Here is a 24,010-nt window from a genome sequence, read left to right on the forward strand (position 1 = left end):
GTCAGCTGCCGCCTTGCTGCTCGGGAGGCATACATCCGGTCTCGGGCGGGGTGCCGGCGGGGAGGTAGTTCTTCGGGACGACCCCGCAGACGTAGTTGTCGAACCAGCGGCCGCTGCCGAGTGTGTTGCCGACCAGCCGGTTGTACGTCCCCGCCATGGACAGCACCTTGTCGAGGCTCTTGCGGTTCTTCTGCAGGACCGCGGTGACCCTGCCGAGCGCCGTCAGCGTCGGTTTCAGCTGCTTGTCGTTGTCGGCGACGAGCCCGGTGAGCTGGGTGCCGAGGTCGCGGGTGCCGGTGAGCAGCAGATGGATGGAGTCGCGCCGGGCCTGGATCTCACCGAGGAGGAGATTGCCGTCCTCCAGCAGGGTCTCGAAGCTGCTCTTCTTCCCGGCGAGGGTCTTGGTGAGCTGCTTGCTGCCCTTGAGGAGGGTGGCGAGCTGCGCATCGCGCTCGGAGACGGTCTTCGACAGGGCGGAGAGTCCGTCGGCTGCGCTCTTCACGTCCGGCGGGGAGTCCTTGAAGGTGGCGGAGATCGTCTCGAAGCTCTTGGCGAGCTGCTGGGTGTCGATCTCGCCGATGGTCTCGCCGAGTCCGTTGAACGCCTGGGTGACGTCGTACGGCGAGGTGGTGCGGCTTGCGGTGATCCGCTCGTGCGGGTCCTGGGGTGCGTCGCCCAGCGGGTCGACGGCGAGGTACTTCTCGCCGAGCAGCGTCTTGATGGCGATACCGACGGTGCTGGAGTTGCCGATCCAGGCGTCCTTGACCTTGAAGGTGACCTTCACCTTGTTGCCGTCCAGGGCCACACCGGTGACCTCGCCGACCTTCACCCCGGCGATCCGCACCTCGTCGCCGTCGGTGAGCCCGGCGGACTCGGTGAAGTCGGCGCTGTACGCGGTGCCGTCGCCGATGAAGGGCAGCGAGTCGGCACGGTAGGCGGCGAGGGAGAGGAGCGCGAGGACGAGAAGGCCGACGAGGGCGACGGCGACGGGATTGCGTTCCCGTACGGGCTTGATTCTCATGACAGGCACCTCGGCTGGGTGATCGCGATGCCGGTCGGCGGGGCGCTGCCGTCGCTGGTGGCCACACCGCTGATCGTCGCTTCGCAGAGGTAGAGGTTGAGCCAGGAGCCGTACGAAGTGAGGCGGGTGATCGCATCCATCTTGGCCGGGGTCTTCTCCAGGAAGTTCTCGATCGTCGGTGTGTTGTCGGCAAGCCGGTCGGAGAGCCGGCCGAGCTGTTTGATGTCGTCCTTCAGCGGCCGCCGTCCGTCCTGGAGGAGATCGGCGGTGACGGTGGTGAGCGCGCCCATGGCGGTGACCGCCTCGCCGAGCGGTTTGCGGTCGCCGGAGAAGCCGGAGACGAGTTTCTGGAGGGTGACGACGAGGTCGTTGAACCCGGCCTCGCGGTCGTTGACCGTCTTGAGCACCGTGTTGAGGTTCTTGATCACCTCGCCGATCACCTTGTCCTTCGCGGCGACGGTGCCGGTCAGCGAGCCGACGTGCTGAAGGATGCTGTCGACGGTCCCGCCCTCGCCCTGGAGCACCTGGACGATGGAGCCGGCGAGCTGGTTGACGTCGGGCGGGGAGAGCCCTTGGAAGAGCGGCTGGAAGCCGTTGAAGAGCTGGGTGAGGTCGAGTGCCGGGGTGGTACGGGAGAGCGGAATGGTGGAGCCCACGGTGAAGGTCTCACCGACCGGGCCGACGCCCTGGTCGAGGTCGATGTATCGCTGGCCGACCATGTTGAGGTACTTGATCGAGGCCGTCACCGATGCCGGGAGCTCGCGTCCCTTCCGGACGGTGAAGCCGACCTCTGCGAGCCGCCGGTCGGCGACCCTGATGGACTCGACCTCTCCGACCTTGACCCCGGCGATCCGGACGCTGTCGCCGACGATCAGCCCGGTCGCGTCCGTGAACCTGGCCTTGTACGAACTGGTGTCGCCGACCCCCCGGTTGGCGATGGACAGCGCGAGGACGGTGGTGGCCAGGGCCGTCACCAGGATGAAGACGATCGATTTCGCGAGCGGTCCCGCGAGCGAGCGGCGCTTCACTTGAGCTTCACCTCCGCACCGCGGAAGGCCGGACCGATGAGCACGCTGCTCCAGTCGGGCAGGTCCTGCGGCTGGACCTTCAGTGAGGGAGCGACCAGTTCGTTGACCAGCCGGCTCTCCTGCGGCGAGTTGGGCATGCCGAGCGAGGCGTCCGCGGCCGGTACCTCTTCGGCGGCCCGGGGGGCGGCGTCGGCCGGGCGGTCCGTGTCGGCCGCGGTGCGGGCGTCCGCGGTCGGTACGGTCACACCGACGTACGGCACGGAGTAGCAGTGCGGTCCGCCGGTCGCACGGTAGACCGGGGTGTCCTTGCCGGCGACGTACTTCCCCCTGGACGGGACGGTCTTGAGGGTGACGTGGAGCCCCGGTTCACCGGTGCCCTTGCCGAGCGCCTTGTCCATCGCGGGGACGAACCCGGCGAGGGTGCGCAGGGTGCAGGGGAACTCGTCGGAGTAGGTGGCGAGGGTCTCCAGGGTGGGCCGGCCGGTGGCGGCGAGCCGGATCAGGTTGTCCTTGTTCTTCCGCAGGAACGCCGTGATGTCCTGGGCGGAGGCGGTCGTGGATCCGTACAGGTCGGCGAGTTCCGCCTGCTGTTCGGCGATCGTGCCGCTGGTGGTGGTGAAGTCGGTGAGCGCGTCGAGGACATCGGGCGCCGCGTCCCCGTAGACCTTGCTCACCTTGACGAGTTCCTTGATGTCACGGTTGAGCGTGGGGAGTTGGGGGTTCAGCTTGCGCAGATGCCGGTCGAGCGCGACCAGGGTGTCGCCGAGTTCGTCGCCGCGGCCCTCGAGCGCCTGGGAGACCGCGGTGAGAGTGGCCGAGAGCTTCTCCGGCTTCACGGCGGTGAGCAGCGGCAGGACGTTGTCGAGGACCTCTTCCAGTTCGATGGCGTTGCTGGAGCGGTCCTGCGGAATGACGGCCCCGGCCCGCAGCGTCTGCACGGACGGGATCTCCGGCGGCACGAGCGCCACGAAGCGTTCCCCGAAGAGGGTGGTGGGCAGCATCTGGGCGGTGACGTCGGCCGGGATCCGGTCGAGCTCGCCGGGCTTGATCGCGAGGGTGAGACGGGCCCCGTCCCCGTCCGCGGAAATGGCGCGGACCTGGCCGACGACCACGCCGCGGAGCTTCACATCGGCGTTGTCATGCATCTCGTTGCCGACCGAGCCGGTGCGTACGGTCACGGCGGCGTCGTGGGTGAAGTCCTTCTCGTACACCGACACCGACACCCATACGAGTACGGCGGGCACGAGCAGGAAGGTGACTCCGGCGAGTCTGCGGCGGACCGTCCGGGTACGCATCATCCGGCCACCTTCACCGTCGTCGTGGCGCCCCAGATGGCGAGCGAGAGGAAGAAGTCGGTGACGCTGATCAGCACGATGGCGTTCCGCACGGACCGGCCGACGGCGACACCCACTCCGGCGGGCCCGCCCTCGGCGTGGAAGCCGTAGTAGCAGTGGGCGAGGATCACCATCACGCTGAAGATCAGCACCTTGAGCACCGACAGCAGGACGTCGTCCGGGGAGAGGAAGAGATTGAAGTAGTGGTCGTACGTGCCCGCGGACTGGCCGTTGAACAGCACGGTGATGTACCGGGAGGCGAGGTAGGAGGAGAGCAGCCCGATCGCGTACAGCGGGATGATCGCAACGACCCCGGCGATGATCCGGGTGGTGACGAGGTACGGCATGGAGCGCACGCCCATCGCTTCGAGGGCGTCGACCTCCTCGTTGATCCGCATCGCGCCGAGCTGGGCGGTGAAGCCGGCGCCGACGGTGGCGGAGAGGGCGAGTCCGGCGACGAGCGGGGCGATCTCGCGGGTGTTGAAGTACGCGGAGATGAAGCCGGTGAAGGCGGAGGTGCCGATCTGGTCGAGGGCGGCATACCCCTGGAGGCCGACGACCGTACCGGTGAAGAGGGTCATCGCGATCATCACGCCGATGGTGCCGCCGATGACCCCGAGACCGCCGCTGCCGAAAGCGACGTCGGCGAGGAGACGCTGGACCTCTTTCAGGTAGCGGTGCAGGGTCCGCGGGATCCAGACCAACGCCCTGACATAGAAGGTGAGATGGTCACCGGACCGGTCCAGCCAGCTGAGCATCGGCATCGGTCAGCTCCCCTTCGCGGGGACGATCTGGAGGTAGATCGCCGTGAGGACCATGTTCACGAAGAACAGCAGCATGAAGGTGATGACGACGGACTGGTTGACCGTGTCGCCGACTCCCTTGGGGCCGCCCCGGGGGTTCAGTCCACGGTGGGCGGCGACGATGCCCGCGATGAATCCGAAGATCAGTGCCTTGAACTCGCTGATGTAGAGGTCGGGCAGCTGGGCGAGGGCGGAGAAGCTGGCGAGATACGCGCCGGGGGTGCCGTCCTGCATGATCACGTTGAAGAAGTAGCCGCCGAGCGTGCCGACGACGGAGACCAGGCCGTTGAGCAGGACGGCGACGAACATGGTGGCCAGCACCCGCGGGACGACGAGGCGCTGAATGGGCGAGACGCCCATGACCTCCATCGCGTCGAGCTCCTCGCGGATCTTCCGTGACCCGAGGTCCGCACAGATCGCCGAGCCGCCCGCACCGGAGATCAGCAGCGCCACGATGAGCGGGCTGGCCTGCTGGATGACGGCGAGGACGCTGGCGCCACCCGTGAACGACTGGGCACCGAGCTGCTCGGTGAGCGAGCCGACCTGGAGCGCGATGACGGCGCCGAACGGGATGGAGACGAGGGCGGCGGGCAGGATGGTGACACTGGCGACGAACCAGAACTGCTCGATGAACTCCCGCACCTGGAAAGGCCTTCGGAAGACCGAGCGGGCCACGGTCACGGCGAGCGCGAACAGTTTTCCGGTCTCGCGCAGGGGGGAGAGCAGCCGGGTCGGGGGTCTGTGGACCGGCAGGCTCTGCGCGGGCTTCTCGGTCGCGGGCGGCTGCGCGGGCCGGACCGGTATGTCGGCGGTCATGGGCGTGCACCGCCGGCGGTCGGGGTGTAGCTCTCCATGATGGCCGTGCGTGCCGCCTCCGGCAGCTGGCTCAGCATCCCGACGACGCGTTCGCGGCGGCGCAGGACGGCCTGGCGGACGGGCATCCCCGGCGAGGGCTCCAGCTGCGGCACGACGGTGCGCGGGCCCGGGACGCGTCCGTATCCGTTGCCATTCATCTGCTCGGCTGCGAGCGTTGCCGCGTCCTTCTCCTCGGACATGCCGATCGGGCCCTCGCGCCGTCCGGCGAGGAACTGCGAGACGACCGGCACATCGCTGGTGAGCAGGACCTCGCGCGGGCCGAAGGTGACGAGATTGCGGCAGAACAGCATCCCCATGTTGTCGGGGACGGTCGCCGCGATGTCGAGGTTGTGGGTGACGATCAGCATCGTCGCGTCGATCTGCGCGTTGAGGTCGATGAGGAGCTGGGACAGGTAGGCGGTGCGCACCGGGTCGAGTCCGGAGTCCGGCTCGTCACAGAGAATGATCTGCGGGTCGAGGACGAGCGCCCGCGCGAGGCCGGCGCGCTTGCGCATGCCGCCGGAGATCTCGCCGGGCAGCTTCCCCTCGGCCCCGAGGAGCCCGACGATGTCGATCCGCTCCATGACAATGCGCCGGATTTCGGATTCCTTCTTGCGGGTGTGCTCGCGCAGGGGGAAAGCAATGTTGTCGAAGAGCGACATCGATCCGAAGAGCGCACCGTCCTGGAACATGAGCCCGAAGAGTTTGCGGGTCTCGTAGATGTCCCGCTCGGGACTGTTGACCATGTCGACGCCGTTGATGAGGACGCGCCCCTGCTCCGGCTTCAGCAGGCCGATGATGGACTTGAGAAACACGGTCTTTCCGGTGCCGGACGGCCCGAGCATGACGCTTACCTCGCCGGCGGGAAGTGTGAGAGACACGTCCTGCCAGATGTTCTGTTTGCCGAACGACTTGGTAAGGCCCTCGACGACTACTTCGATTCCCATCCCACCTCCTGCATGCACTCACGAAGTGACAGAAGTGCACCGAGGGGCGCACGTTAAGTTCACCACCACCGCCAGGACAAGCCCTTGAGCAGCCAATTCATGAAAAACGGGCCCGCTTGTCATCCGGTGACAAACTCTCGCTCAAACCTTGTGAAGAACTGCGTACTCGCACCATTCGGCGCAGGCCGGGGCCGCACGGCCCAGGGGGCCTGAGCCGTGCGGCCCCGGTGTGGGAGCGTCACCCCGTGTGGAGGTTCGGGGCCGGGTCTCCCGGGCAGGGACTCCTTGCGCGGGGGGCCACGACAAGGACTCCTTTCCTGACGGACGAGCAATCTCCGGACGCAACGGCCGAGTTGCTTACGAGGGCGACGTTACGGCCGGGTAACCTGGCTCGCAATACCGGTTCTCCAAGTTTTCGCGAACCCGTGCCGCACCACCGCTTTCTTTGCAGCGGGTGAGTAATGAAGCCGGGAAACCTATCCGCAAGTGACAAGTTCTCCGGGCCGGCCGACGAGCCGTCAACTGCGGTCGCCTGCCGCCGCACCCACCGCCCGGACCGGCAGGAACACACAAGCGGGATGACATATTCCGCATCCGGCGCAGGCAACGGCGGAGACATGTCGCATGCACCGGAATTGCGCACAGATTGACAAGGATTCGGAGTCTCGTACTCACTCGTCACTCACCCCGGGAGGAACAGTCACATACGGCTGGACATTCTCGGGCGACGGGATTGTGCGTCCGTGTTTCCCGCCAGTAACCTCACGGCTCGGTGAATGGCGAGACGCATGCGCTTTTCGCACACCGGACCCCGGCACCCGCATACGCACAGGCATGACCTCCTCACCCGTCACGCTAAAAGGGGAAGACATGAGATCTGGTTCGAACCGGGCGCGTGCGGGGCTGCTGGCCTCCTTCACGGCACTCGCCGCCTTCGCATCCATCGGATCGGCCACCGCCGCCACGAGCCTCAACGGCAACTGGGCGCCCTTCACCCGCTGCCCGGTGGACGCCCCCGCCATGCTGGCCGCGGACGGGGCGACGGACACCCCTGTCTGTGTCTCGTCGCACTCTGCGAGCGGCTCCATCAAGCTCGGCAACACCCTGCTGCCGGTCGGCGGCAGCGACCTGCAGGTCGGTGTGGTCACGCATCCCGGCGGCGGAACCACAGTGGTCGCGCCCCAGGGCGGCGCCCTGGTCGCGGACTCCGCGCAGATACCAGGCGGACTGCTCGGGCTGATGTGCCCCAGCGACATTCCGGTGATCACGGGGATCTGCAATCAGCTGACCGACGTCAGCCTGAACCGGGTGACCGCGACCATCGAGTCGGTGAACAACCCCAGCGACTTCCAGCTCCTCGCGGGGACCACGACCGGGAAGCCGATCATCACCTTGCCGGTACGGATCCACCTGGAGAACCCGTTCCTCGGCACCACGTGCTACATCGGCTCCGCCTCGGACCCGATCCTGCTCCGCCCCCAGAACCTGACGCGCCCGGCCATCAGCGACCAGCGGTTCGACGGCGACGGCACCACCGATACGGCCGGCCCCATGGGCCGGATCAGCCTGCTCGGTGCCGACCAGACCGACACGGCGTACGCGGTACCCGGCGCCAGTGGCTGCGGGCTGGGCCTGCTCAACTGGGCGGTGAACCTGAAGACGGGACTGCCCTCCGCGCAGGGCGAGAACAACGTGGTCCTGAACAACGCCCAGACGTACGTGGCGACGATCAACGACGCCGGCAGCGCCGCGCCCGACGCCGGCAGGCTGCTGTCGCAGTACTGGCACTCGGCGGCCCAGTAGGCGCTGCCGGGTGCGGCACGGGAAAACATGGTGGGACCACGCTCCTGGTGGAGGTGGCCCCATCAGGGCGTACGGCCGCAACGCGGGACACAGACCTTGTGCTCGGGGGCCGGAGCTACGGCTGCGCGTCGTCGGCCCGGCCGCCAGGGTCCTCGGGGTCGTCGGACGTCTGCCACTGGTCGCTGACCGCACGGTCCGGCAGGGCCGCCACCACGTCGTTGAGCCGCGCGCAGAGCCGCTTGATCTGCTCATGGGTGCGGTTCCGCTCGGTGATGACCGCCGCGAGCAGCAGCGCGGTCAGCGCTGTCGCCCCGTTGAAGGCCTGAAGCGTGACCATGTTGGTCAAGAGGTCCTCATGGGCGAACGGGCCCTCCCCGCGGCTGGCGGCCAGGATCGCCAGCGTGGAGACACCCAGTGCGCACAACGCAGCGCCGGCGCGTTCGAACCGGAACGCGGCCCAGATCAGGAACGGGAAGACGAGGAAGAGCAGGGAGGCGCTCCGGCTGCCGGTCGCCAGGAGCGTGGCCGCAAGGGTGCCGATCAGCAGGGTGCCCGCTTCGGCCCACCGCCGGAGTGCCACACCCCGTGGCCACCGCGCCCCGCGAAGGACCAGCAGAAACGGTGCGACGACCAGTACGCCCATGGCGTCCCCCGTCCACCACACCGACCAGGTGGACCAGAAATCGCCCGCGGGCACGGCACCGGAGAGCACGAGCACGCTGCTACCGAGGGTGGAGCTGATGAGCATCCCGCCCAGAGCCCCCAGGAAGACCAGCGCCAGCGCGTCGCGCAGCCGGTCCAGGTCGTTGTGGAACCCCGCACGCCGCAGCAGCATGTAGGAGCAGAGCGGTGCCAGCGTATTGCCCACCGCAATGGCCAGAACGGTGAGAATCGTCGGCCCGATGGCCACATTGGCGACAAAGGCGCCGAGCGCGATCCCCGGCCAGATCCGGAGTCCGAAGACGAGCAGCCCGGCCACGGCGATGCCGGTCGGGGGCCAGAGCGGCGTGACCTGTCCGCGCACCAGTTGCTCGAGCAGGCCCAGCCGGGCAGCCCCGTAGTAGACGGCGGCGACAGCCAGGACCAGGAGAGTTGCAGCGGCGCTGCGCCGGAGCTTCTGATCGGTCACCACGGCAGCCATGAGACACCACCTGGAAGGGCCGGCCGGCCAGGACGCACCGGGGAAGAAGCGGTGTACTCAATCCTCGCAGTGCCCGGGGAGACCGGCATACCGGACGACGAGCACGGCGGCGTCGTCCGAGTGGCCCGTCATCTCGGCCACCGCGATCACGTCGTGGGCCAGCTCGTCCGGATCGCTGTCGCACCCCTTGCGCACCAGCCGGGCCACCTCTTCCAGCCCCTCCTCCATCGGACAGGACGGCCCTTCCACCACACCGTCGGTGACCAGGACCAACGAACCCGGCTCGGTCAGCCGTCGCCGCGTCACCGGGTAGGTCTCTCCGGCCAGGATGCCAAGGGGCGGACCACCCTTTTCGAGGACGATGCCGGAGCGGCCGTCGGTGGTGGCCCAGACCATCGGAATGTGCCCCGCACGGGAGACGACGAGCGCGCCGGTCGCCGGGTCGAAGTTCATGAAGCAGCACGTGGCGAAGAGGCCACAGCACATGGAAATGAGCAGATCATTGGCGCGGCTCAACACCTCGCCCGGGTCGGTCGTGGAACAGGCGCAGGCCCGCAGGCTGGTGCGGGCCTGCCCCATGAACGCAATCGCCTCCACGTCATGGCCCTGTACGTCACCGATGGCGATCCCGACCGACCGGTTCATCATCGGAAAGGCGTCGTACCAGTCGCCCCCCACATCCAGGCCGTCGCGCGAGGGGGCGTAGCGGGCGGCGATGGCCAGTCCGGGCATCTGGGGAAGGCGTGGCGGGAGCAGATGACGCTGCAGGGCCATGGCCAGTTCCACCCGAGCCCGCTGGATCCTGATCCGCTCCAGCGCCTGGTCGACAAGACGCCCGAGGGTGAGCAGGGCTTCTTGAGTGCTGTCGGGATGGCTGGTCCGGTGTGCGCGCATGGCCCCTCCGGGGCGCTCTCACGTGTCCCTGTACCACCTTAGTTCTCTTCGCACGGGCGGGCCGGACGGCCTCTCCCCGGGACAGGCCCGTCCCACCTGCGTGAGCCCGTCGTCCGGGCGGATATGGACGCGCTTCCGGGCTGCTACGACTACGTACCTTTGCCCGGGGCTGTCCCGTAACCCCTGGCGGGCGCACCAGGGATTACGGGACAGCCCTTCAGGGAGCGGGGAAGGTGGTGGGGAGTGGGGCGATGGCCGGGGGGCAGCCGTTGGGGAGCGCAGCGGGTGGGCTGCAAGCGGCCGCCTGGTTCATGACGAGGTAGTTGTCGGGTCCGCTGATCGCAGCCGTGAACAGGGGGTCCAGGTCTTCACCGAGCGTGCCGCAGCCGGCGAACGCGGGGATGTCGATGCTCCCGGTCAGCAGACCGCCGGCCAGAACGTTGAGATACGTGCCGGATGCTCCGTTCGGACCGAAGCTGCCCCGAAGGACGACCTTGAACGGAGCGCTGGTCCTGCACTCGTCGCCCACGTCCAGGGGGGTGCCGTTCACCTTGACGTCATGAATGCGGAGCGACTGCTTGAGGGAAACAACAGCGAAGTTCACCCTGTTGGGGCTCACACCGATCGTCCCCGTGGAGATGGAGACGGGGCCGTTGTCGAACGACACCTTCGCCGTGACCGGCGTGAAGCCGAAGCTCAGGAAGGTGGATTCCGCGTCGGGCAGCTTCAGCGAGCCGATCGAATCGTTGCGGCCGTAGAACCCGCCGGGAGCATTCCGCGACCGTGAGTTGACGAACTTGTTCGCCCAGACATTCATCAGGGCAGGGTGCTTCGCCGGGTCGTTGATGATCATGGCCCCGTTCTGCTTGCGCACAGTCGCCAGGCCCACCGCGTAGGCACAGACGGAGGTGAAGGGCAGCTTCGTCACACCGAGCGGACCCCCCGGCGGAGGCGGTGGGGCGTCGGACGAATCGGGGTCACCCTCAGGGATGTCGCTCGAGCATGTCGTCTCACCACCCGGCGTCTCGGCCCTGGGCTGAACCTGAATGCCCGTGCCCGGCAGGTCGCCGGGGCCGCGCGGCTCGCCGGTTCCCGACGCGCCCGGGGACGGCCGACGGCTGCCCGGCACGGAAACGGTCGCCAGAAGTCCCGTCTGCCCGGGCGTCGGCTCGCAGGCCAGCGAAACCGGTTCCGCGGTCCCTCCGGGGCTCTCCGCGGCCTGTGGGCTTTCCGTCGGCTGATCGGACGCCACGGGCGTGAGCTCCAGCGTCAACCCGCCTGCGGTGAGCGTGACATCGCCGGGCGTGGCCACCGTCACCGAGGGGACCTCCCCGGCATGGGTGAGCCGTCCATCCCCCTCGGACGGGACCGGGGTGGTCGGGGCCACCAGCCCCGACCAGGTCGCGTCGGCGGTACGGCCGTTGTGCGCGACGCGGACGGCCAGGGTCGCGGTGCTCTGCACGTGCGTCGTCCCGGCGGGCAGGAGGGAGGCGACCGCGTCGTGCGCGAGCGCGACGTCGACCGTCACCGCACCCGACGAGAACGGCCGGCCGACCTCCCCTTCCTTCGGGAAGCTGGTGGAGACGACGACCTTCGCCGTGCCCGCTCCCGACGGAAGTCGGCAGGCGTAGTCATAGGGAGTGTCCGGTCCACTCCCGTTCGCGGCCGACCCTGGTCCGGCCAGGAGGCCGACGAGGAGCGCGACCGACACGATCACGGCCAGGCGTGCGGGGTGCCGCGCGCCGACGGGATTCGCCTTCGTTCTCATGTCGCTCTGGTCTCCCCTTCGTCATGGTGGTGCTGGTGCGGTGCGGGAAACGACCGGACCGCCGCCGAAGTCGGGGCTTCGGCGGCGGGCTCGGGGTGACTGCGCGGTGACGACGGGGCGCCGTCCGTGCGCCTGCTAGTGCTGTGACCGGAAAGGTTCACCGGCTCGCGCCGCCCGGCACGGCACCTCGCCGCGTTGTCGCATCACCTGAGTACATCCAGTACGCGGGCGATGCTCCGCCTTGCGATGCGCCGCACCGGACGCCGCGAGCTTCCCGGCAAACCTTCCCGGTCACAGCACTAGTCGACGGTGATCGTCTGCGCCGGGGTCACGACGTAGTCGCCCGTGAACGACGCGTGGTTACCGACGTTGATGAGGCCGAGGCAGTTGGCGGCCGTGGCGGCCAGGGTGCCGCCGCCGTCCAGGCTCAGCGTGTGGGTGGTGTTGTTGTACAGACCGGTCACGCTGCCCTCGAAGGTCGCGGTGCAGAGAGTGCCGGAAATGCTTGCCTTGATACCCGTGATGGAGCCGTCGACGGCGTCCGGGTCGCCGGCGTTCGGACCCGACACGTTGAGAGCCCACGGAAGGTTCGCCGCGGTCACGTCGAAGTCGATTCCGGCGAAGCTGCAGTCCCCAGGGTCTCCGGAGCCGAAGGTGATGCCGGTGATGCTGCCGATCCCGTCCCCGGCGAGGCCTGAGCCACTCTGCAGCGTGCCCGAGGCCGTCGACGTGTCGCAGGTCAGCACACTGCCCGACACGGAGAGCTCCGTATTGGTCGAGGTGGCGCTCCAGTTCCCGCCCGGCGAGACGGTGAACGTCGACTGCGCCGTGGCCGAGGCCGACGAGATGGAAAGGCCCAGCGCCGCGACGAACGCAGCGGTGGCTATGGCGGTGTTCTTGGCGATGGTGCGCACGATGCATCCCCTCCAGGGATCGGTACGTACGGATGGATCGCCTGCCCGGCAATGAGGCCGGAAAGGCACAACAGCGAATTCATTCGGACTGCCGCGAAGTCGGGATCAGCGGCCCTGCTCCTCACCTGCGGATGGACGCTACGAGCAAGTAACCAGCCCTGCAGGGGGAAAGTTCGGGATTCCTCTGGCTTGTACGGAGTCAGCCCATTTCCTGTCGGCGCCGAGTGCGAGGGCCGCGGAAGCCACGCCGGTGGGGACGGCGATCTTCTTGCGAGTACTACGCACAGTGAGTTCCTCCGATTCGACAATGCGGGTGGCACTGTTCGCGGGGACGCGCTCCATCGCTGCCCAACGGCAGGAAGCACGACGACGAACCACTTCGCCGAGGGGAGACGCATAATCTCGGCCACATCAAAATCTGTGACAGGCCGTGACGTTACTTACGAGAAACATCCAGCGCAATCCTGTCGGCCAAGATTCTCTTGCGGCATTCGATTCCTCATCCGCACGTCACTAATTCACTCGGCGCAGTTATCATTTGGTGCGCAGAATCTCGGCCAGGACCGGCCCGTGCGGCACCGGCGACCGGGACCATGCCGGTGAGCCCGGCACCCGTCGGGAGTGCCTCGCACCGATGCCTGCACCGTCGCGGCTAAGGGCTGTCCCGTGATCCCTGGCGGGCGCACGACGCCAACTGCGGCACCACGCTGCGTTGTCGGAGCGCCCGAATACGCCCAGTATGAGGACGCTCCTCCGCCTTGCGATGCACCGCATCCGACGCCGCGCGCTGATCCACCAGGGATTACGGGACAGCCCTTTCCGGCGACGTGCTCACGGCACACGAGACGCCGAAGCCGGCCACGTCACCGTGGCCGACGAGACCGAGGCAGCCGGCGGCGGCGCAGGGCGCAATCGGGTCCGCGCCCGAGCCGTCGACGACGAGGGCCCGGCTTTGCTCCGGTACTGCCCGTAAACCGCGCCCGTGAAATCGGCGCGACATCCGATTCCGGCCGAACAGCCCTTTACAGGTGAGGCCCCGCAGGTAATTCTCAGCACTGCGGTATTTTCCTGTCGCCCCGTTCCGGACCTGCTTGCGCGCCCCTTCCCGGCCGCCGGAACCCCCCGCAGACCCGGTGCGGGAGCGGCCCGGCCCCGGCACGGCGATACGTGCCCCATGCATTTCGTCCTGTCACGCCTGTGTGCAGGGGCCCCGGCGTGGACTATCTTCAACAGCCCACGTTGGTACGCACCTGACGGCACATGGGAGCGCTCTCCCATGGCCCACCTCCCATCGGGCGTTGGAGAGCAAGGGGGCACAGGTATGCCGGGCGTCGCACGACCGTCGGACATCGGAGAACCACTGGGACCACTGCCGCAGGAGTTCGCCGCCTTCGTGCGCCCCGAACTCCCCAGCCTGATCAAGGAGATCGGGCTGGAGATCACCCGCGCGTACCCGGAGTACGCGCGACTGCTCGACGGACCGTACGGACAGGGCATTCGCGTCGGCGTGGAACAGAGCATCTCCGTCTTCGTGGACCAGGTTGCCGAACCGGCCGCCCCCTCCCCGCTGCGCGACGAGATGTGTCGCAGGTTCGGCCGGTTCGAGGCGTACCAGGGGCGGAGCCTGGACCAGTTGCAGGGCGCGTACCGGCTCGGCGCCAGGATCGCGCTGCGTCGGGCCAAGAAGGTCGGCCGGCGTTACAACCTCTCCCCCACCATGATGCTCAGCTTCGCCGACGCGCTGTTCACCTACGTCGACGAGCTCGAAGCCCTGTCCCGTGAGGGCTACATGGAGGTCGGTGCCGCCTCCCTCGACCACACGGACACTCTGCGGCGGCGGCTGCTGCATCTGCTGCTCGCCGGCCCGCCGGTACCCCGTACCGCCATCGCCGAGCTGTGCGAACAGACCGGCTGGGTGCTCCCTGAGCAGGTGACGCTGGTCGCGGTGCGCGGACCTGCGGACCTCGAACGGCTCACCGCGGACCGTGACATCCTGGCCGACTTCACCGACCCCCAGCCGCACTTACTGGTCCCGGGACCGCTCACCGACGTGCGAAGACGCATGCTCGACCACGCGCTCCCGGGTACCCACGCCGCCATCGGCCTGACCGTTCCGACCGTCCTCGCCCCCGACTCGCTCCGCTGGGCCCGCCGCGTCATCGAACTCATCGACTCCGGCATCATCGACGATGCCCCGATCGTCCTCTGCGAGGACCACCTCATCACCCTGTGGCTCCTCTCCGACCCGGTCCTCCTCGACCAGCTCGCCCGGCGCGAGCTCGCCCCGATCGCCAAGATCGGCGCCAGCCGGCGCGAACGGCTCATCGAGACGCTGCGGATCTGGCTCGACACCCGCGGAACCGCCGCCCAGATGGGTGAACTGCTCGCCGTTCACCCGCAGACCGTCCGCTATCGGATGCGCAATCTTGAGACCATCTTCGGCGAGCAACTCGTCGATCCCGAATCCCGGTTCTCGACCGAGGCCGTACTCCGCGCGATGCAGTTACGCGCCCGAGGCGGCGAAGATCCGCTCTGAGCGACGCGGTGCGGAGTGGATCCCGACCCGAGCACGTGCCCCACGAGGTGTCAACTTACTTACGAGTAAGGGGAAATAGCCGGTCACTCCTGAACGGTTGCCAGACGGAGACGTACTCAACAAGAAACCTGGAACTGCGTCCCGTTACATAAGGAGGAGGCGACCGCCCACACGGCGGCCGTCCAGCACCACCTCCTGGTCGACCATCCGAGAGGGAACCCCATGACCGCCTCGCACCTCCTCGTCCCGGTGCCGATCCCCGACCGGGTCGCCGCGCTGATCGGGTCCTGCATCCCGTCGCACATCCTGCAGGCGGAGATCGACGCCGCATGCGCCGCCCGCGAGATCCGCCGGTTCCGCGGGCCCCGGCTCGGCATCGAGGACCAGGCCGACCGCGAGCAGGCCCTGTCCGAGCTGGCACGGGCCAACAAGATCCTCGCCGCGCACCACCCCGGGCTGGCGGTGCGTGCCGGAAGCTCCTGGTGACCGCGACGGACCGGGGTGACCGGGGTGCAGCGGACCGCGAGAGAATGTACGGCGGCAACGCTGCCGATCCGCTGTTCGCACACACCCCCTGGGAATCGCCATGCCCGCCGGTCCGCGCCCGTCCGTCCTCTTCGTCACCGATCTTGCCTATGAGGCGCGCGGCCGACGCTACTGCGACGAGGACATCTTTCTGACCTCGCGGCTGCGCGAGGAGTTCGATGTCGCTCTCTGCCATCCGCGGGACGCCGCCGCGCTGCTGGACGGCTTCGACGCCGTCGTCGTACGCAACAGCGGTCCGGTCCTGCACTACCAGGAGGCGTACGACACGTTCTGTGCCCGCGCGCGCGATCGGAACGTGGCGGTGTACAACCCGCTGACCGGGCGCGGTGACATGGCGGGCAAGCAGTATCTGGTCGATCTGAGCGCCGCGAAGTACCCGGTGATCCCGACCGTGGACCGGGTCGGCGACCTGGGCCTGCTGCCCGAGGCCGCGCAGTACGTGATCAAGCCGAAGCTGGGCGCGGACTCGGTCGGGCTGCGGTTCGTCGCCCCGGACCGGCTCGCGGCCGAGGTGAGCGCCGAGCCGGACGGGACCGTGCTCGTGCAGCCGAAGATCGACTTCCGCTACGAGGTGTCCTTCTACTTCATCGACCGGGACTTCCAGTACGCGCTGTACGCCCCGCACACCGACCGACGCTGGGTGCTGGAGCCGTACGAGCCTTCGGCGGAGGATCTGGAGTTCGCCCGGCGGTTCGTGGAGTGGAACGACCTCGCGCACGGCATCCAGCGGGTCGACGCCTGCCGAACGGCCGACGGCGAGCTGCTGCTCGTCGAGTTGGAGGACCTCAATCCGTATCTCTCGCTCGACCGGGTGGCCGAGCCGGTACGGGAGGCGTTCGTGGCCCGGATGAAGACGTCCGTACGTGAGCTGATCCGCTGACCCGTCCGGCCGTCCCCCGCATGCGGGGTGCCGGGGCCGGTGTGAGGGTGCAAGCGTGACCACTGCCAGCGAGACCGCATCCGCCGCGCAGAGTGCCGTCGCGCCGCCCGTGCTCGACCCGCGTCGCCGGAACATCGTCTTCACCACGATCGTGCTGGGGATTCTGCTGGCTGCTCTGGACCAGACGATCGTGGGCACCGCGCTGCCCACGATCGTCTCGGATCTGGGCGGCGCCGCCCATATGTCCTGGGTGGTCACCGCGTATCTGCTCGCCGAGACCGTGTCGACGGTCCTGGTCGGCAAGTTCGGTGATCTCTTCGGCCGGAAGATCGTCTTCCAGGTCTCGGCGATCATCTTCGTCACCGGCTCGTTCCTGTGCGGTCTCGCGACCAACATGACGATGCTGATCATCTGGCGCGGGCTGCAGGGCATCGGCGCGGGTGGACTGATGGTCACCTCGATGGCGCTGATCGCCGATGTGATCCCGTTGCGCGAACGCGGCAAGTACCAGGGCGCGATGGGAGCGGTCTTCGGGCTGGCCACGGTGGTCGGGCCGCTGCTCGGCGGGCTGTTCACCGACCATCTCTCGTGGCGCTGGGCGTTCTACGTCAATGTGCCGATCGCGATCGTGGTGGTGATCGCCGCAGCCCGGACGATCCCGGCGGTCAAGGCGTCCGGGCGGCCGGTCATCGACTATCTGGGCATCACCATGGTCACGGTCGGTGCGAGCGCCCTGATCCTGGCGACCAGCTGGGGCGGCAACCAGTACGCCTGGGCGTCGCCCGTCATCATCGGCCTCTTCGTCGGCGGTGTCGTCGCGCTCGCGCTGTTCTGCCTGGTGGAGCTCCGGGCGAAGGAACCGATGCTGCCGATGCGGCTGTTCCGGAATCCGGTCTTCACCGTCTGCTCGGTGCTCAGCTTCATCGTGGGCTTCGCGCTGCTCGGCGCGATGATCTTCCTGCCCACGTATCTGCAGTTCGTGGACGGGAACTCGGCGACCCTGTCGGGCGTGCGGACGCTACCGCTCATCATCGCTCTGCTCCTCGCCTCGATCTTCAGCGGCAATGTCGTCAGCAAGACCGGCAGGTACCGGATCTTCCCCATCGTCGGCTCGCTGATCATGGCGGCAGGGCTGTTTCTGCTGTCCCGGATGGGGCCGGACAGCGGGGTCTGGCTGGAGTCGGTGTACATGCTGGTGCTCGGTGTCGGCATCGGGCTGTCCATGCAGGTGCTGACGATCGCCGTGCAGAACACGGTCGACTACGCGGACCTCGGCACGGCGACGTCGGGTGTGACGTTCTTCCGTACGCTCGGCAGTTCCTTCGGTACCGCTGTCTTCGGCACGATCTACGCCAACACGCTGGGGCCGAACCTGACCGAGGGGGTCGCCGCCGCCGCGCGGGCGGGTGGCGATCCCGCGGTCCTGGCGGAGGCGGCGCAGAGTCCCAAAGGACTGCACAGCCTGCCGCCCGGGCAGTCCGCGCCACTGGTCCAGGCGTACACGGACACGCTCCACACCGTGTTCCTGTGGACGGTGCCGGTCGCGCTGCTCGGGTTCGTCGTGGCCCTCGGCCTGAAAGAGGTGAAACTGCGGGACACCGCACGGGCCGGCTCGACCGACATGGGCGAGGGGTTCGCCTCCCCGAGCGACGGGGACTCGGCGAAACTGCTCGAGTTCTCGGTGGCGAAGCTCGTGCGGGGTATGGGCCCGGACACGGCCCGGCGGATCGTCGCCGCCTCGGACACCCGGCTCGACATGGCGGGCGCCTGGGCGGTGATGCAGGTCGAACTGTTCACCAGGATGGTCGGCCATGCGGGCCTCGGTCTGATCGCGACCCGGCACCGGGTTCCGCCCGAGGTGCTGGTGCCGGTCTTCGACCGGATGATCGAGGAGGGGTATCTCAGCGGGGACGGCCACCTCTTCACGCAGACCGAGGCCGGCCGCCGGGAGTCGGCTGCGATCTCCCGCGCCTGGGCCGACTGGCTGGGTGAGCAGCTGGACCACGACGGCACACGCCCCGACGACAAGCAGCTGCGGGCCGCGGTCGATGTGATCGCCAAACGGCTGCTGGCGGAGGACCTGGAGCAGGAGCTGTCCCCGGCGGGCACGGACGGGTCGCCCCGGGTACGTGTCCCGGCCTGAGCCGGGCGCCGTCATCCGCAGATCAGTCGACGAAGACCGGTTCCGTGTAGACCCAGGCGCCCTCGTGCCGGACGAATCGGCTCTGCTCGTGCAGCGAGTCCGCCCGGCCGCGGTCCGTGTAATGGGCCCTGAAGGTGACCGTGCCGGTGGTGTGGAAGGCACTGCCGTCCGTGGTCGCGAGGATCTCCAGACGCTCCCAGCGCATTCCGGGATCGAAGTCGATGGCGGGCGGCCGGGTGTCCGGGTGCCAGGTGCGGAGCAGATACGCCGCGTCCTGGACGACGAAGGCGGCGTACCGCGAACGCATCAGCGCCTCGCAGCTCGGCGCGGCGGCGTTCCCGGCGTGCAGCCGTCCGCAGCAGTCGGCGTACGTGGCGGGCAGGCCGCACGGGCACGGCGAGGCCGGCGTGATCGCGGTGGCCTGGGCGGTCCGGGTGCGCGCGGCAGCGGTCTGCCGGGGGCGTGAGCTGCGTCGGGACATGGATCCATTGTGACCCGCGGCGGGATCGGACCGGTGGGTCAGGGTGGACGCAGCCGTGCGGGACCGGCGTGTCACCGCGTCTCCGTGAAGCCGCGGCGGCACTCGGTGGGGCCGAGCCCCGTGCAGCGGCGCAGCTGCGCCCGCACAAGGCCGGGGGAGGCAGGGCTTGACACTCTGTCGGGCCACGGGTCAGAGTCCCGCCGATGGAGATCACCGCGCTGACCCCCGCCGAGCGCCGTGTCCGGGACGCTTTCCCGCGCGGTGTCCCCGTCGATTTCCGTACCGGAGTGGAAGCCGAGGACGACCCGGAGACCGGGCAGGGCTGGGGCCCTGAGCGCACCGTGCGCGCCGACGTGCTGAGGGCGCTGCTGATCGGCGGCGCGCGGGAGGACGGTCAGGTGCCCGCGCTGCGCATCCTGGGCGCACGGATCACGGGCGCGCTCGATGTGCGGTACGTGATCTCCGAATGCGCGGTGCTGCTTGCCGGATGTCATTTCGAGGAGACCCCGAATCTGTACGGCTCGCAGCTGCGCCAGCTCAATCTGAGCAATTCGGTGCTGCCCGGGCTCACTGCCGCGACCGTCCGGATCGACGGGGTGCTGCGGCTGACCGACTGCCGGATCTCCGGCCCGGTCCGGCTCGGCGGCTCGAAGATCACCCAGGCGCTGTTCTTCGACCGGGCCCGCATCGGGGTGAACGCGGACGGCACGACGGCCCCCCATGACGAGGCCGTTCTGCAGCTGAACCACGCGGTCGTCGAGGACGACCTGTGGTGGCCGGGGCTGGTGGTGCACGGTGAGGTCCGGCTCGACGGAGCCGCCGTCACCGGGCAGATCCGGCTCGACGACGCCGAACTGCACCACCCCGGGGCAACCGCGCTGCAGGCCGAGAACCTCGGTGTCGGCTCCGACGTCCACGGGGTGCGGATCCGTATCCGGGGGCGGGTCGATCTGCGTGGCGCCCGGATACCGGGTCAGCTCGATTTCGCGTACGCCCGGCTGTCCAATCCCGGCGGCATGGCGCTGCGTGCCAGCGGTGCCACGATCGGCGAGCTGTGGCTGCGGGAGGCCGCCCCGGTCCGCGGCGGAATGAATCTCCGCCGGGCGAAGGTCGATCTCATCCACGCCGACCCGGCGGTCTGGCCGCAGTCGGCCCAGCTGGACGGGCTGACGTACACGGCCCTGCTCCCCCATCTGCCGGCCGGTCAGCGGCTGCCCCTGCTCGAACGGGACGCGGAGGGCTATGTGCCGTACGCGTACGAGCAGTTGACGGCGGCGTACCGGCGGATCGGTGACGACGACGCCGCGCGTACGGTGCTGCTCGCGAAGCAGCGCAGACACCGGGCCACGCTGCCCGGGTACGCCCGGGTGTGGGGCTACCTCCAGGATGTCACCGTGGGATACGGCTTCCGGCCGGTGCGGGCCGCCGCCTGGCTCTTCTCGCTGCTGCTGGCGGGGTCACTGGCCTACGGGCTGCATCATCCGCCGCCGCTGAAGGCGGACGAGGCGCCGCCGTTCAGCGCGCTCTTCTACACGCTGGACCTGCTGCTGCCGATCATCGACTTCGGACAGGAGAAGGCGTTCAATCCGCAGGGCTGGTACCAGGGGCTGTCGTATCTGCTGATCGTGACCGGGTGGCTGCTCGCGACGACGATCGCCGCGGGCATCACCCGGTCGGTCAGCCGGCAGTGACTGCGCCGAGGCCCCACCGGGCCGGGGTCACGGCTTACGGGCCACTCCCGCGTACCCCGGGATCGGCTCGTCGCCCGGGACGTCGATGACCTCGCCGAGTTCCGGGTGCCAGTCCGCGGAGAGGGTGACACCCGGCTCGACGAGCTCGAGCCCGTCGAAGAACGCGCTGAGTTCGGCGTGCGAGCGCGGACGCAGCGTCATCCCGCGGGCCTTGTACATGGCGGACGCCTGGGCCGCGCCCTCGGGGTTGAAGTCCCCGGTGGTCTGCGAGAGCACCAGATAGCTTCCCGAGGGGAGCTGCGCCACGAGCCGGTCGACGAGCTCGGCCGCACCGTCCTCGTCGTCGAGGAAGTGCAGCAGGGCGAGCAGGGACAGCGCGATGGGACGGCTGAAGTCGAGGACCTTGCCCGCCTGCTCGAGGATGGCCTCCGGCTCGCGGGCGTCGACCTGGATGTACTCGGTGGCGCCCTCGGGGGTGGAGCGCAGCAGGGCGGCCGCGTGCGCGAGGACGATCGGATCGTTGTCGCAGTAGACGATGCGCGCGTCCGGGGCGGTCTGCTGGGCGATCTGGTGGAGGTTCGGCTCGGTGGGGATGCCGGTGCCGATGTCCAGGAACTGGCGTACACCCTGCCCGGCGAGCCAGCGTGTGGCACGGTGCATGAACGCCCGGTTCACCCGGGCCATGTCCCGACCCCGTGAGTCGAGGGCGAGGAGCTGCTGGGCCATCTGTTCGTCGACCGGGTAGTTGTCCTTGCCGCCGAGGAACCAGTCGTACATCCGGGCAGGATGCGGCTTACTGGTGTCGATCTCGATCGGCTGCGGGTCGTGCCCGGTCATAGCGCGCTCCTTGGGTCCCTGGATCGGCGAACAGAGGCTGGTGGCGCGGACAGGCGCCGGCTCTTCGGGGTCCGGTGTGCGCGTCAGGTTCCGGTCAGGAGGAAGTCCGCCTGACCGGCCTTGGCGCCCTGGATGAATGCGGCGATCTCACGGGGGGTGTAGATCAGGGCGGGGCCGTCAGGATCCGCGGACTGGCGTACGGCGACTCTGCCGTCGGCGAGCTTCATGGCCTCGACACAGTTGCCACCGTTGCCGCCGCTCCACGGCTTGTACCAGCCTTCGGAGCCGAGTTCGGCGGCCGGCATGCCGTTGTATATGGGTTCCATCATCACAGCTCCTTGCGGAAGTCCCGGAGGATTTCCTTCGTGCGTTGTGCAGTTGCGGCCTGGGCCGCCATGCGGTCCATGACTTCGAGGTAGGAGGCCACCTCGGGGCGCGCGTCGAAGTAGACGGCACCGGTCAGGTACTCGCTGAACACCATGTCGGGCAGTTCGGGGACGGCGAAGCGGAAGAGGACGAACGGACCGTAGGTGCCCGGGTGGTGGCCGGTCGCGAACTCCGCGATCTGCAGCGTCACATTGGGCATCTCGGTCGCCTGGAGCAGCCGGTCGGTCTGCTCGCGCATGGCGTCGGCGCTGCCGACGGGCCGGCGCAGGACCGTCTCGTCCATCACCACCCAGAGCCTCGGCGCGTCCGGCCGCGTCAGCAGGGCCTGGCGTTCCATCCGCAGCGCCACATGACGCTCGATGTCCTCGGGCCGGGTCTGGCCGATGGCGCCGCTGCGCATCACCGAACGTGCGTAGTCCTCGGTCTGCAGGAGTCCAGGGACGAAGTGCGGTTCATACATGCGCAGAAGGCTCGCGGCGCCCTCCAGACTGACGTACATGCTGAACCAGTCGGGCAGGACATCGTGGAACCGCTGCCACCAGCCGGGCTTGTTGGCCTCCTCGGCGAGCTCGACGAAGGAGTCGGCCTCCTCATCGGCGATCCCGTAGGCCTTCAGGAGCAGTTGCACATAAGGGATCTTGAGCGCGACCTCTGCGGTCTCCATCCGGCGAATCGTCGCTGGAGCGACCCGCAGCACCTTGGCAGCCTGCTCACGGCTCAGGCCGACACGCTCCCGCAGATCCTGCAGGCGCTTGCCGAGAACGACCTGACCCACGGTCGGGGCGGACCGCGGTTCGCTCACTTCAGACCTCCGATGCGCTGTTTGCGAGCAGTGTGCCATGCGTATGCCGTCAAAGACACAGCCACTCTGGAAATTTCAGAGTGCCCCTTGCCAAGTGTTCGCGACAGGGGGAGAGTTGGTGAGTGAAGCAGTTCACTTGCTCATGCCCGCTCTCTCCCCCCGAGATGCGAAGCGTGACGTTCCCCCCACTGTGAGGAATCGGTCGTGGCACCTGGCAGTGCGCTCATCCCCCGGCACATCGATCTCAGCCCCGGGACGGAAGCGCTCCGGTACTGCTTCGCGCTGCCCGCCCGACCGGAGTCGGTGGCAGGCGCGCGGCGGTTGACGCGCACCCGGCTGGACGAGTGGCGACTGAACACGGATGCCCAGGAAGCGGCGGTCCTGATCGTCTCGGAGCTGGTCACCAACGCAGTGGTGCACACCGCGAGCGCGCGCGTCGTGTGCGAGCTGCGCTGCCTCGAAAGACGGCTGCGCATAGCCGTACAGGACCAAGGACACCAGCCCGGCGGCCCGAAGCTGTGCCCTACCGCCGATGACGAACACGGACGTGGCCTGCTGCTCGTCGACGCGATGAGCCGCGCCTGGGGGTCCCGCGACGCCGGTGACGGCTCGGGCCGCATCGTCTGGGCAGAATTGCCGCACAGCATGGAGCAGTCATGTTGAGGAACGCGATGTCACAGTTGCTCGGAACGCGCCGCTCCCGTGAGCCACAGCCGCCCGGCGCCGGTGACGGCGGGGTGCAGCTCCCCGTACCGCCCGCGCTGTCGGCAAGTCTGGGCTGCGACGCCGTGGGGGTCCCGGCCGGGTACGGCTTCCGGCTGATGTCCCACCTTCCGCGCACCGGTTGCGTCTTCGCGGACGCCGAGCGCTGGTGGTGGATCGTGCCGGCGGGCTCGGACCAGGATCTGGGCTGGCCGGCTCAGGTCGCGTACGCGAGGGGCGCCTATGTCCCCGCGGTGCGGCCCCGGCTGATCCATGCACCCGACAGCCGTACGCCCTACACCCCGCCCATTCCGCTGTTCCTGATGGTGTGCCAGATCACCGGGGTGACACCGTCCTGGGTGTCGACCGCCGATGGCCCCCGCGTGGTGCCCGCCGGCTGAGCCTCAGCCCCTTCACTACACCCTTGACCTGGGGTTATTCCCGCTCGGTGCACCGTCACGCTGCGTTGTCAGTGGCGCGATCTAGTGTGGCAGCAC

At 68.7% G+C, this 24,010-nt stretch carries 22 protein-coding genes; 8 read left to right on the forward strand and 14 right to left on the reverse strand.

The genetic code is table 11. The features are described 5' to 3' along the window. Position 1: 1 nt before the first annotated feature. From OG878_RS06575 to OG878_RS06600, 6 genes are read right to left on the reverse strand one after another with little or no spacing between them, the layout of a single operon-like run. Positions 2 to 1,021, reverse strand: coding sequence for an MCE family protein (locus OG878_RS06575; protein WP_328885896.1), 1,020 nt, complete (start codon positions 1,019 to 1,021; stop codon positions 2 to 4). Then, positions 1,018 to 2,049 (reverse strand): MCE family protein, encoded by a 1,032-nt coding sequence (locus OG878_RS06580; RefSeq protein ID WP_328885897.1) that lies wholly within the window; start codon positions 2,047 to 2,049, stop codon positions 1,018 to 1,020. The genes OG878_RS06575 and OG878_RS06580 overlap by 4 nt, the downstream gene beginning before the upstream one ends. Then, entirely contained in the window at positions 2,046 to 3,347 is a 1,302-nt protein-coding gene (locus OG878_RS06585) for an MCE family protein (protein ID WP_328885898.1), read from the reverse strand. Before OG878_RS06585 ends, OG878_RS06580 begins: the two co-directional genes overlap by 4 nt. Next, positions 3,344 to 4,147 carry an MlaE family ABC transporter permease gene (locus tag OG878_RS06590; RefSeq protein WP_328885899.1) on the reverse strand — a complete coding sequence of 268 codons (804 nt, stop codon included), beginning with the start codon at positions 4,145 to 4,147 and terminating at the stop codon, positions 3,344 to 3,346. Before OG878_RS06590 ends, OG878_RS06585 begins: the two co-directional genes overlap by 4 nt. Positions 4,148 to 4,150: 3 nt before the next feature. Beyond that, positions 4,151 to 5,002 (reverse strand): MlaE family ABC transporter permease, encoded by an 852-nt coding sequence (locus tag OG878_RS06595; RefSeq protein WP_328885900.1) that lies wholly within the window; start codon positions 5,000 to 5,002, stop codon positions 4,151 to 4,153. Beyond that, entirely contained in the window at positions 4,999 to 5,988 is a 990-nt protein-coding gene (locus OG878_RS06600) for an ABC transporter ATP-binding protein (protein ID WP_328885901.1), read from the reverse strand. Before OG878_RS06600 ends, OG878_RS06595 begins: the two co-directional genes overlap by 4 nt. Positions 5,989 to 6,858: 870 nt before the next feature. Here OG878_RS06600 and OG878_RS06605 point away from each other — a divergent pair. Then, the gene (locus OG878_RS06605) at positions 6,859 to 7,791 is read left to right on the forward strand and encodes a hypothetical protein (RefSeq protein ID WP_328885902.1); all 933 of its coding nucleotides are present in this window, start codon (positions 6,859 to 6,861) and stop codon (positions 7,789 to 7,791) included. A 115-nt stretch (positions 7,792 to 7,906) separates the two neighbouring features. On the opposite strand, the gene OG878_RS06610 is transcribed toward OG878_RS06605, so the two are convergent. The 4 genes from OG878_RS06610 to OG878_RS06625 all read right to left on the reverse strand — a co-directional run bounded on the left by OG878_RS06610 (position 7,907) and on the right by OG878_RS06625 (position 12,508). After that, on the reverse strand, positions 7,907 to 8,932 hold the full coding sequence (locus OG878_RS06610) for an MASE1 domain-containing protein (protein ID WP_328885903.1): 1,026 nt from the start codon (positions 8,930 to 8,932) through the stop codon (positions 7,907 to 7,909). 57 nt (positions 8,933 to 8,989) lie between these two features. Beyond that, positions 8,990 to 9,826, reverse strand: a complete 837-nt coding sequence (locus tag OG878_RS06615; RefSeq protein ID WP_328885904.1) for a PP2C family protein-serine/threonine phosphatase — start codon at positions 9,824 to 9,826, stop codon at positions 8,990 to 8,992. A 217-nt stretch (positions 9,827 to 10,043) separates the two neighbouring features. Beyond that, positions 10,044 to 11,594, reverse strand: coding sequence for a DUF6801 domain-containing protein (locus OG878_RS06620; protein WP_328885905.1), 1,551 nt, complete (start codon positions 11,592 to 11,594; stop codon positions 10,044 to 10,046). A 299-nt stretch (positions 11,595 to 11,893) separates the two neighbouring features. After that, on the reverse strand, positions 11,894 to 12,508 hold the full coding sequence (locus OG878_RS06625) for a hypothetical protein (RefSeq protein ID WP_328885906.1): 615 nt from the start codon (positions 12,506 to 12,508) through the stop codon (positions 11,894 to 11,896). Positions 12,509 to 13,829: 1,321 nt separating this feature from the next. Between OG878_RS06625 and OG878_RS06630 the strand changes: the two genes are divergently transcribed. The 4 genes from OG878_RS06630 (at position 13,830) to OG878_RS06645 (ending at position 18,613) form a co-directional block, all read left to right on the forward strand. After that, positions 13,830 to 15,044, forward strand: a complete 1,215-nt coding sequence (locus tag OG878_RS06630; RefSeq protein ID WP_328885907.1) for a helix-turn-helix domain-containing protein — start codon at positions 13,830 to 13,832, stop codon at positions 15,042 to 15,044. 222 nt (positions 15,045 to 15,266) lie between these two features. Next, positions 15,267 to 15,530 carry a hypothetical protein gene (locus tag OG878_RS06635; RefSeq protein WP_328885908.1) on the forward strand — a complete coding sequence of 88 codons (264 nt, stop codon included), beginning with the start codon at positions 15,267 to 15,269 and terminating at the stop codon, positions 15,528 to 15,530. Positions 15,531 to 15,630: 100 nt separating this feature from the next. Next, positions 15,631 to 16,470, forward strand: a complete 840-nt coding sequence (locus OG878_RS06640; protein ID WP_328885909.1) for a hypothetical protein — start codon at positions 15,631 to 15,633, stop codon at positions 16,468 to 16,470. A gap of 55 nt (positions 16,471 to 16,525) precedes the next feature. Further along, entirely contained in the window at positions 16,526 to 18,613 is a 2,088-nt protein-coding gene (locus OG878_RS06645; protein ID WP_328885910.1) for an MDR family MFS transporter, read from the forward strand. 22 nt (positions 18,614 to 18,635) lie between these two features. On the opposite strand, the gene OG878_RS06650 is transcribed toward OG878_RS06645, so the two are convergent. Beyond that, the gene (locus OG878_RS06650) at positions 18,636 to 19,094 is read right to left on the reverse strand and encodes a YchJ family protein (RefSeq protein WP_328885911.1); all 459 of its coding nucleotides are present in this window, start codon (positions 19,092 to 19,094) and stop codon (positions 18,636 to 18,638) included. A 203-nt stretch (positions 19,095 to 19,297) separates the two neighbouring features. Here OG878_RS06650 and OG878_RS06655 point away from each other — a divergent pair, with 203 nt between their 5' ends. Continuing rightward, a complete protein-coding gene (locus OG878_RS06655) occupies positions 19,298 to 20,785 on the forward strand; it encodes a membrane-associated oxidoreductase (protein WP_328885912.1) in 1,488 nt (495 codons plus the stop codon). Positions 20,786 to 20,812: 27 nt separating this feature from the next. Here OG878_RS06655 and OG878_RS06660 read toward each other — a convergent pair whose 3' ends face one another. The 3 genes from OG878_RS06660 to OG878_RS06670 form a co-directional block, all read right to left on the reverse strand. Continuing rightward, complete coding sequence (locus OG878_RS06660) at positions 20,813 to 21,622, reverse strand: SAM-dependent methyltransferase (RefSeq protein WP_328885913.1); 810 nt, start codon at positions 21,620 to 21,622, stop codon at positions 20,813 to 20,815. 83 nt (positions 21,623 to 21,705) lie between these two features. After that, positions 21,706 to 21,948, reverse strand: coding sequence for a DUF397 domain-containing protein (locus tag OG878_RS06665; RefSeq protein WP_277330172.1), 243 nt, complete (start codon positions 21,946 to 21,948; stop codon positions 21,706 to 21,708). Positions 21,949 to 21,950: 2 nt separating this feature from the next. After that, positions 21,951 to 22,811: a helix-turn-helix domain-containing protein gene (locus OG878_RS06670; protein ID WP_328885914.1), complete on the reverse strand. Its 861-nt coding sequence runs from the start codon at positions 22,809 to 22,811 to the stop codon at positions 21,951 to 21,953. 204 nt (positions 22,812 to 23,015) lie between these two features. Between OG878_RS06670 and OG878_RS06675 the strand changes: the two genes are divergently transcribed. After that, positions 23,016 to 23,474 carry an ATP-binding protein gene (locus OG878_RS06675; RefSeq protein ID WP_328885915.1) on the forward strand — a complete coding sequence of 153 codons (459 nt, stop codon included), beginning with the start codon at positions 23,016 to 23,018 and terminating at the stop codon, positions 23,472 to 23,474. Then, entirely contained in the window at positions 23,468 to 23,914 is a 447-nt protein-coding gene (locus OG878_RS06680) for a hypothetical protein (protein ID WP_328885916.1), read from the forward strand. The genes OG878_RS06675 and OG878_RS06680 overlap by 7 nt, the downstream gene beginning before the upstream one ends. Positions 23,915 to 24,010: the final 96 nt, after the last annotated feature.

This window comes from Streptomyces sp. NBC_00316, from assembly GCF_036158715.1.
GTDB lineage: Bacteria > Actinomycetota > Actinomycetes > Streptomycetales > Streptomycetaceae > Streptomyces.

Bases quoted from the DNA above. Each gene is read 5' to 3' on its own strand.
- OG878_RS06575 (WP_328885896.1), bottom strand. From the start codon at position 1,021: ATGAGAATCAAGCCCGTACGGGAACGCAATCCCGTCGCCGTCGCCCTC.
- OG878_RS06585 (WP_328885898.1), bottom strand. From the start codon at position 3,347: ATGATGCGTACCCGGACGGTCCGCCGCAGACTCGCCGGAGTCACCTTC.
- OG878_RS06590 (WP_328885899.1), bottom strand. From the start codon at position 4,147: ATGCCGATGCTCAGCTGGCTGGACCGGTCCGGTGACCATCTCACCTTC.
- OG878_RS06595 (WP_328885900.1), bottom strand. From the start codon at position 5,002: ATGACCGCCGACATACCGGTCCGGCCCGCGCAGCCGCCCGCGACCGAG.
- OG878_RS06600 (WP_328885901.1), bottom strand. From the start codon at position 5,988: ATGGGAATCGAAGTAGTCGTCGAGGGCCTTACCAAGTCGTTCGGCAAA.
- OG878_RS06605 (WP_328885902.1), top strand. From the start codon at position 6,859: ATGAGATCTGGTTCGAACCGGGCGCGTGCGGGGCTGCTGGCCTCCTTC.
- OG878_RS06610 (WP_328885903.1), bottom strand. From the start codon at position 8,932: ATGGCTGCCGTGGTGACCGATCAGAAGCTCCGGCGCAGCGCCGCTGCA.
- OG878_RS06615 (WP_328885904.1), bottom strand. From the start codon at position 9,826: ATGCGCGCACACCGGACCAGCCATCCCGACAGCACTCAAGAAGCCCTG.
- OG878_RS06620 (WP_328885905.1), bottom strand. From the start codon at position 11,594: ATGAGAACGAAGGCGAATCCCGTCGGCGCGCGGCACCCCGCACGCCTG.
- OG878_RS06630 (WP_328885907.1), top strand. From the start codon at position 13,830: ATGCCGGGCGTCGCACGACCGTCGGACATCGGAGAACCACTGGGACCA.
- OG878_RS06635 (WP_328885908.1), top strand. From the start codon at position 15,267: ATGACCGCCTCGCACCTCCTCGTCCCGGTGCCGATCCCCGACCGGGTC.
- OG878_RS06640 (WP_328885909.1), top strand. From the start codon at position 15,631: ATGCCCGCCGGTCCGCGCCCGTCCGTCCTCTTCGTCACCGATCTTGCC.
- OG878_RS06650 (WP_328885911.1), bottom strand. From the start codon at position 19,094: ATGTCCCGACGCAGCTCACGCCCCCGGCAGACCGCTGCCGCGCGCACC.
- OG878_RS06655 (WP_328885912.1), top strand. From the start codon at position 19,298: ATGGAGATCACCGCGCTGACCCCCGCCGAGCGCCGTGTCCGGGACGCT.
- OG878_RS06660 (WP_328885913.1), bottom strand. From the start codon at position 21,622: ATGACCGGGCACGACCCGCAGCCGATCGAGATCGACACCAGTAAGCCG.
- OG878_RS06665 (WP_277330172.1), bottom strand. From the start codon at position 21,948: ATGGAACCCATATACAACGGCATGCCGGCCGCCGAACTCGGCTCCGAA.
- OG878_RS06680 (WP_328885916.1), top strand. From the start codon at position 23,468: ATGTTGAGGAACGCGATGTCACAGTTGCTCGGAACGCGCCGCTCCCGT.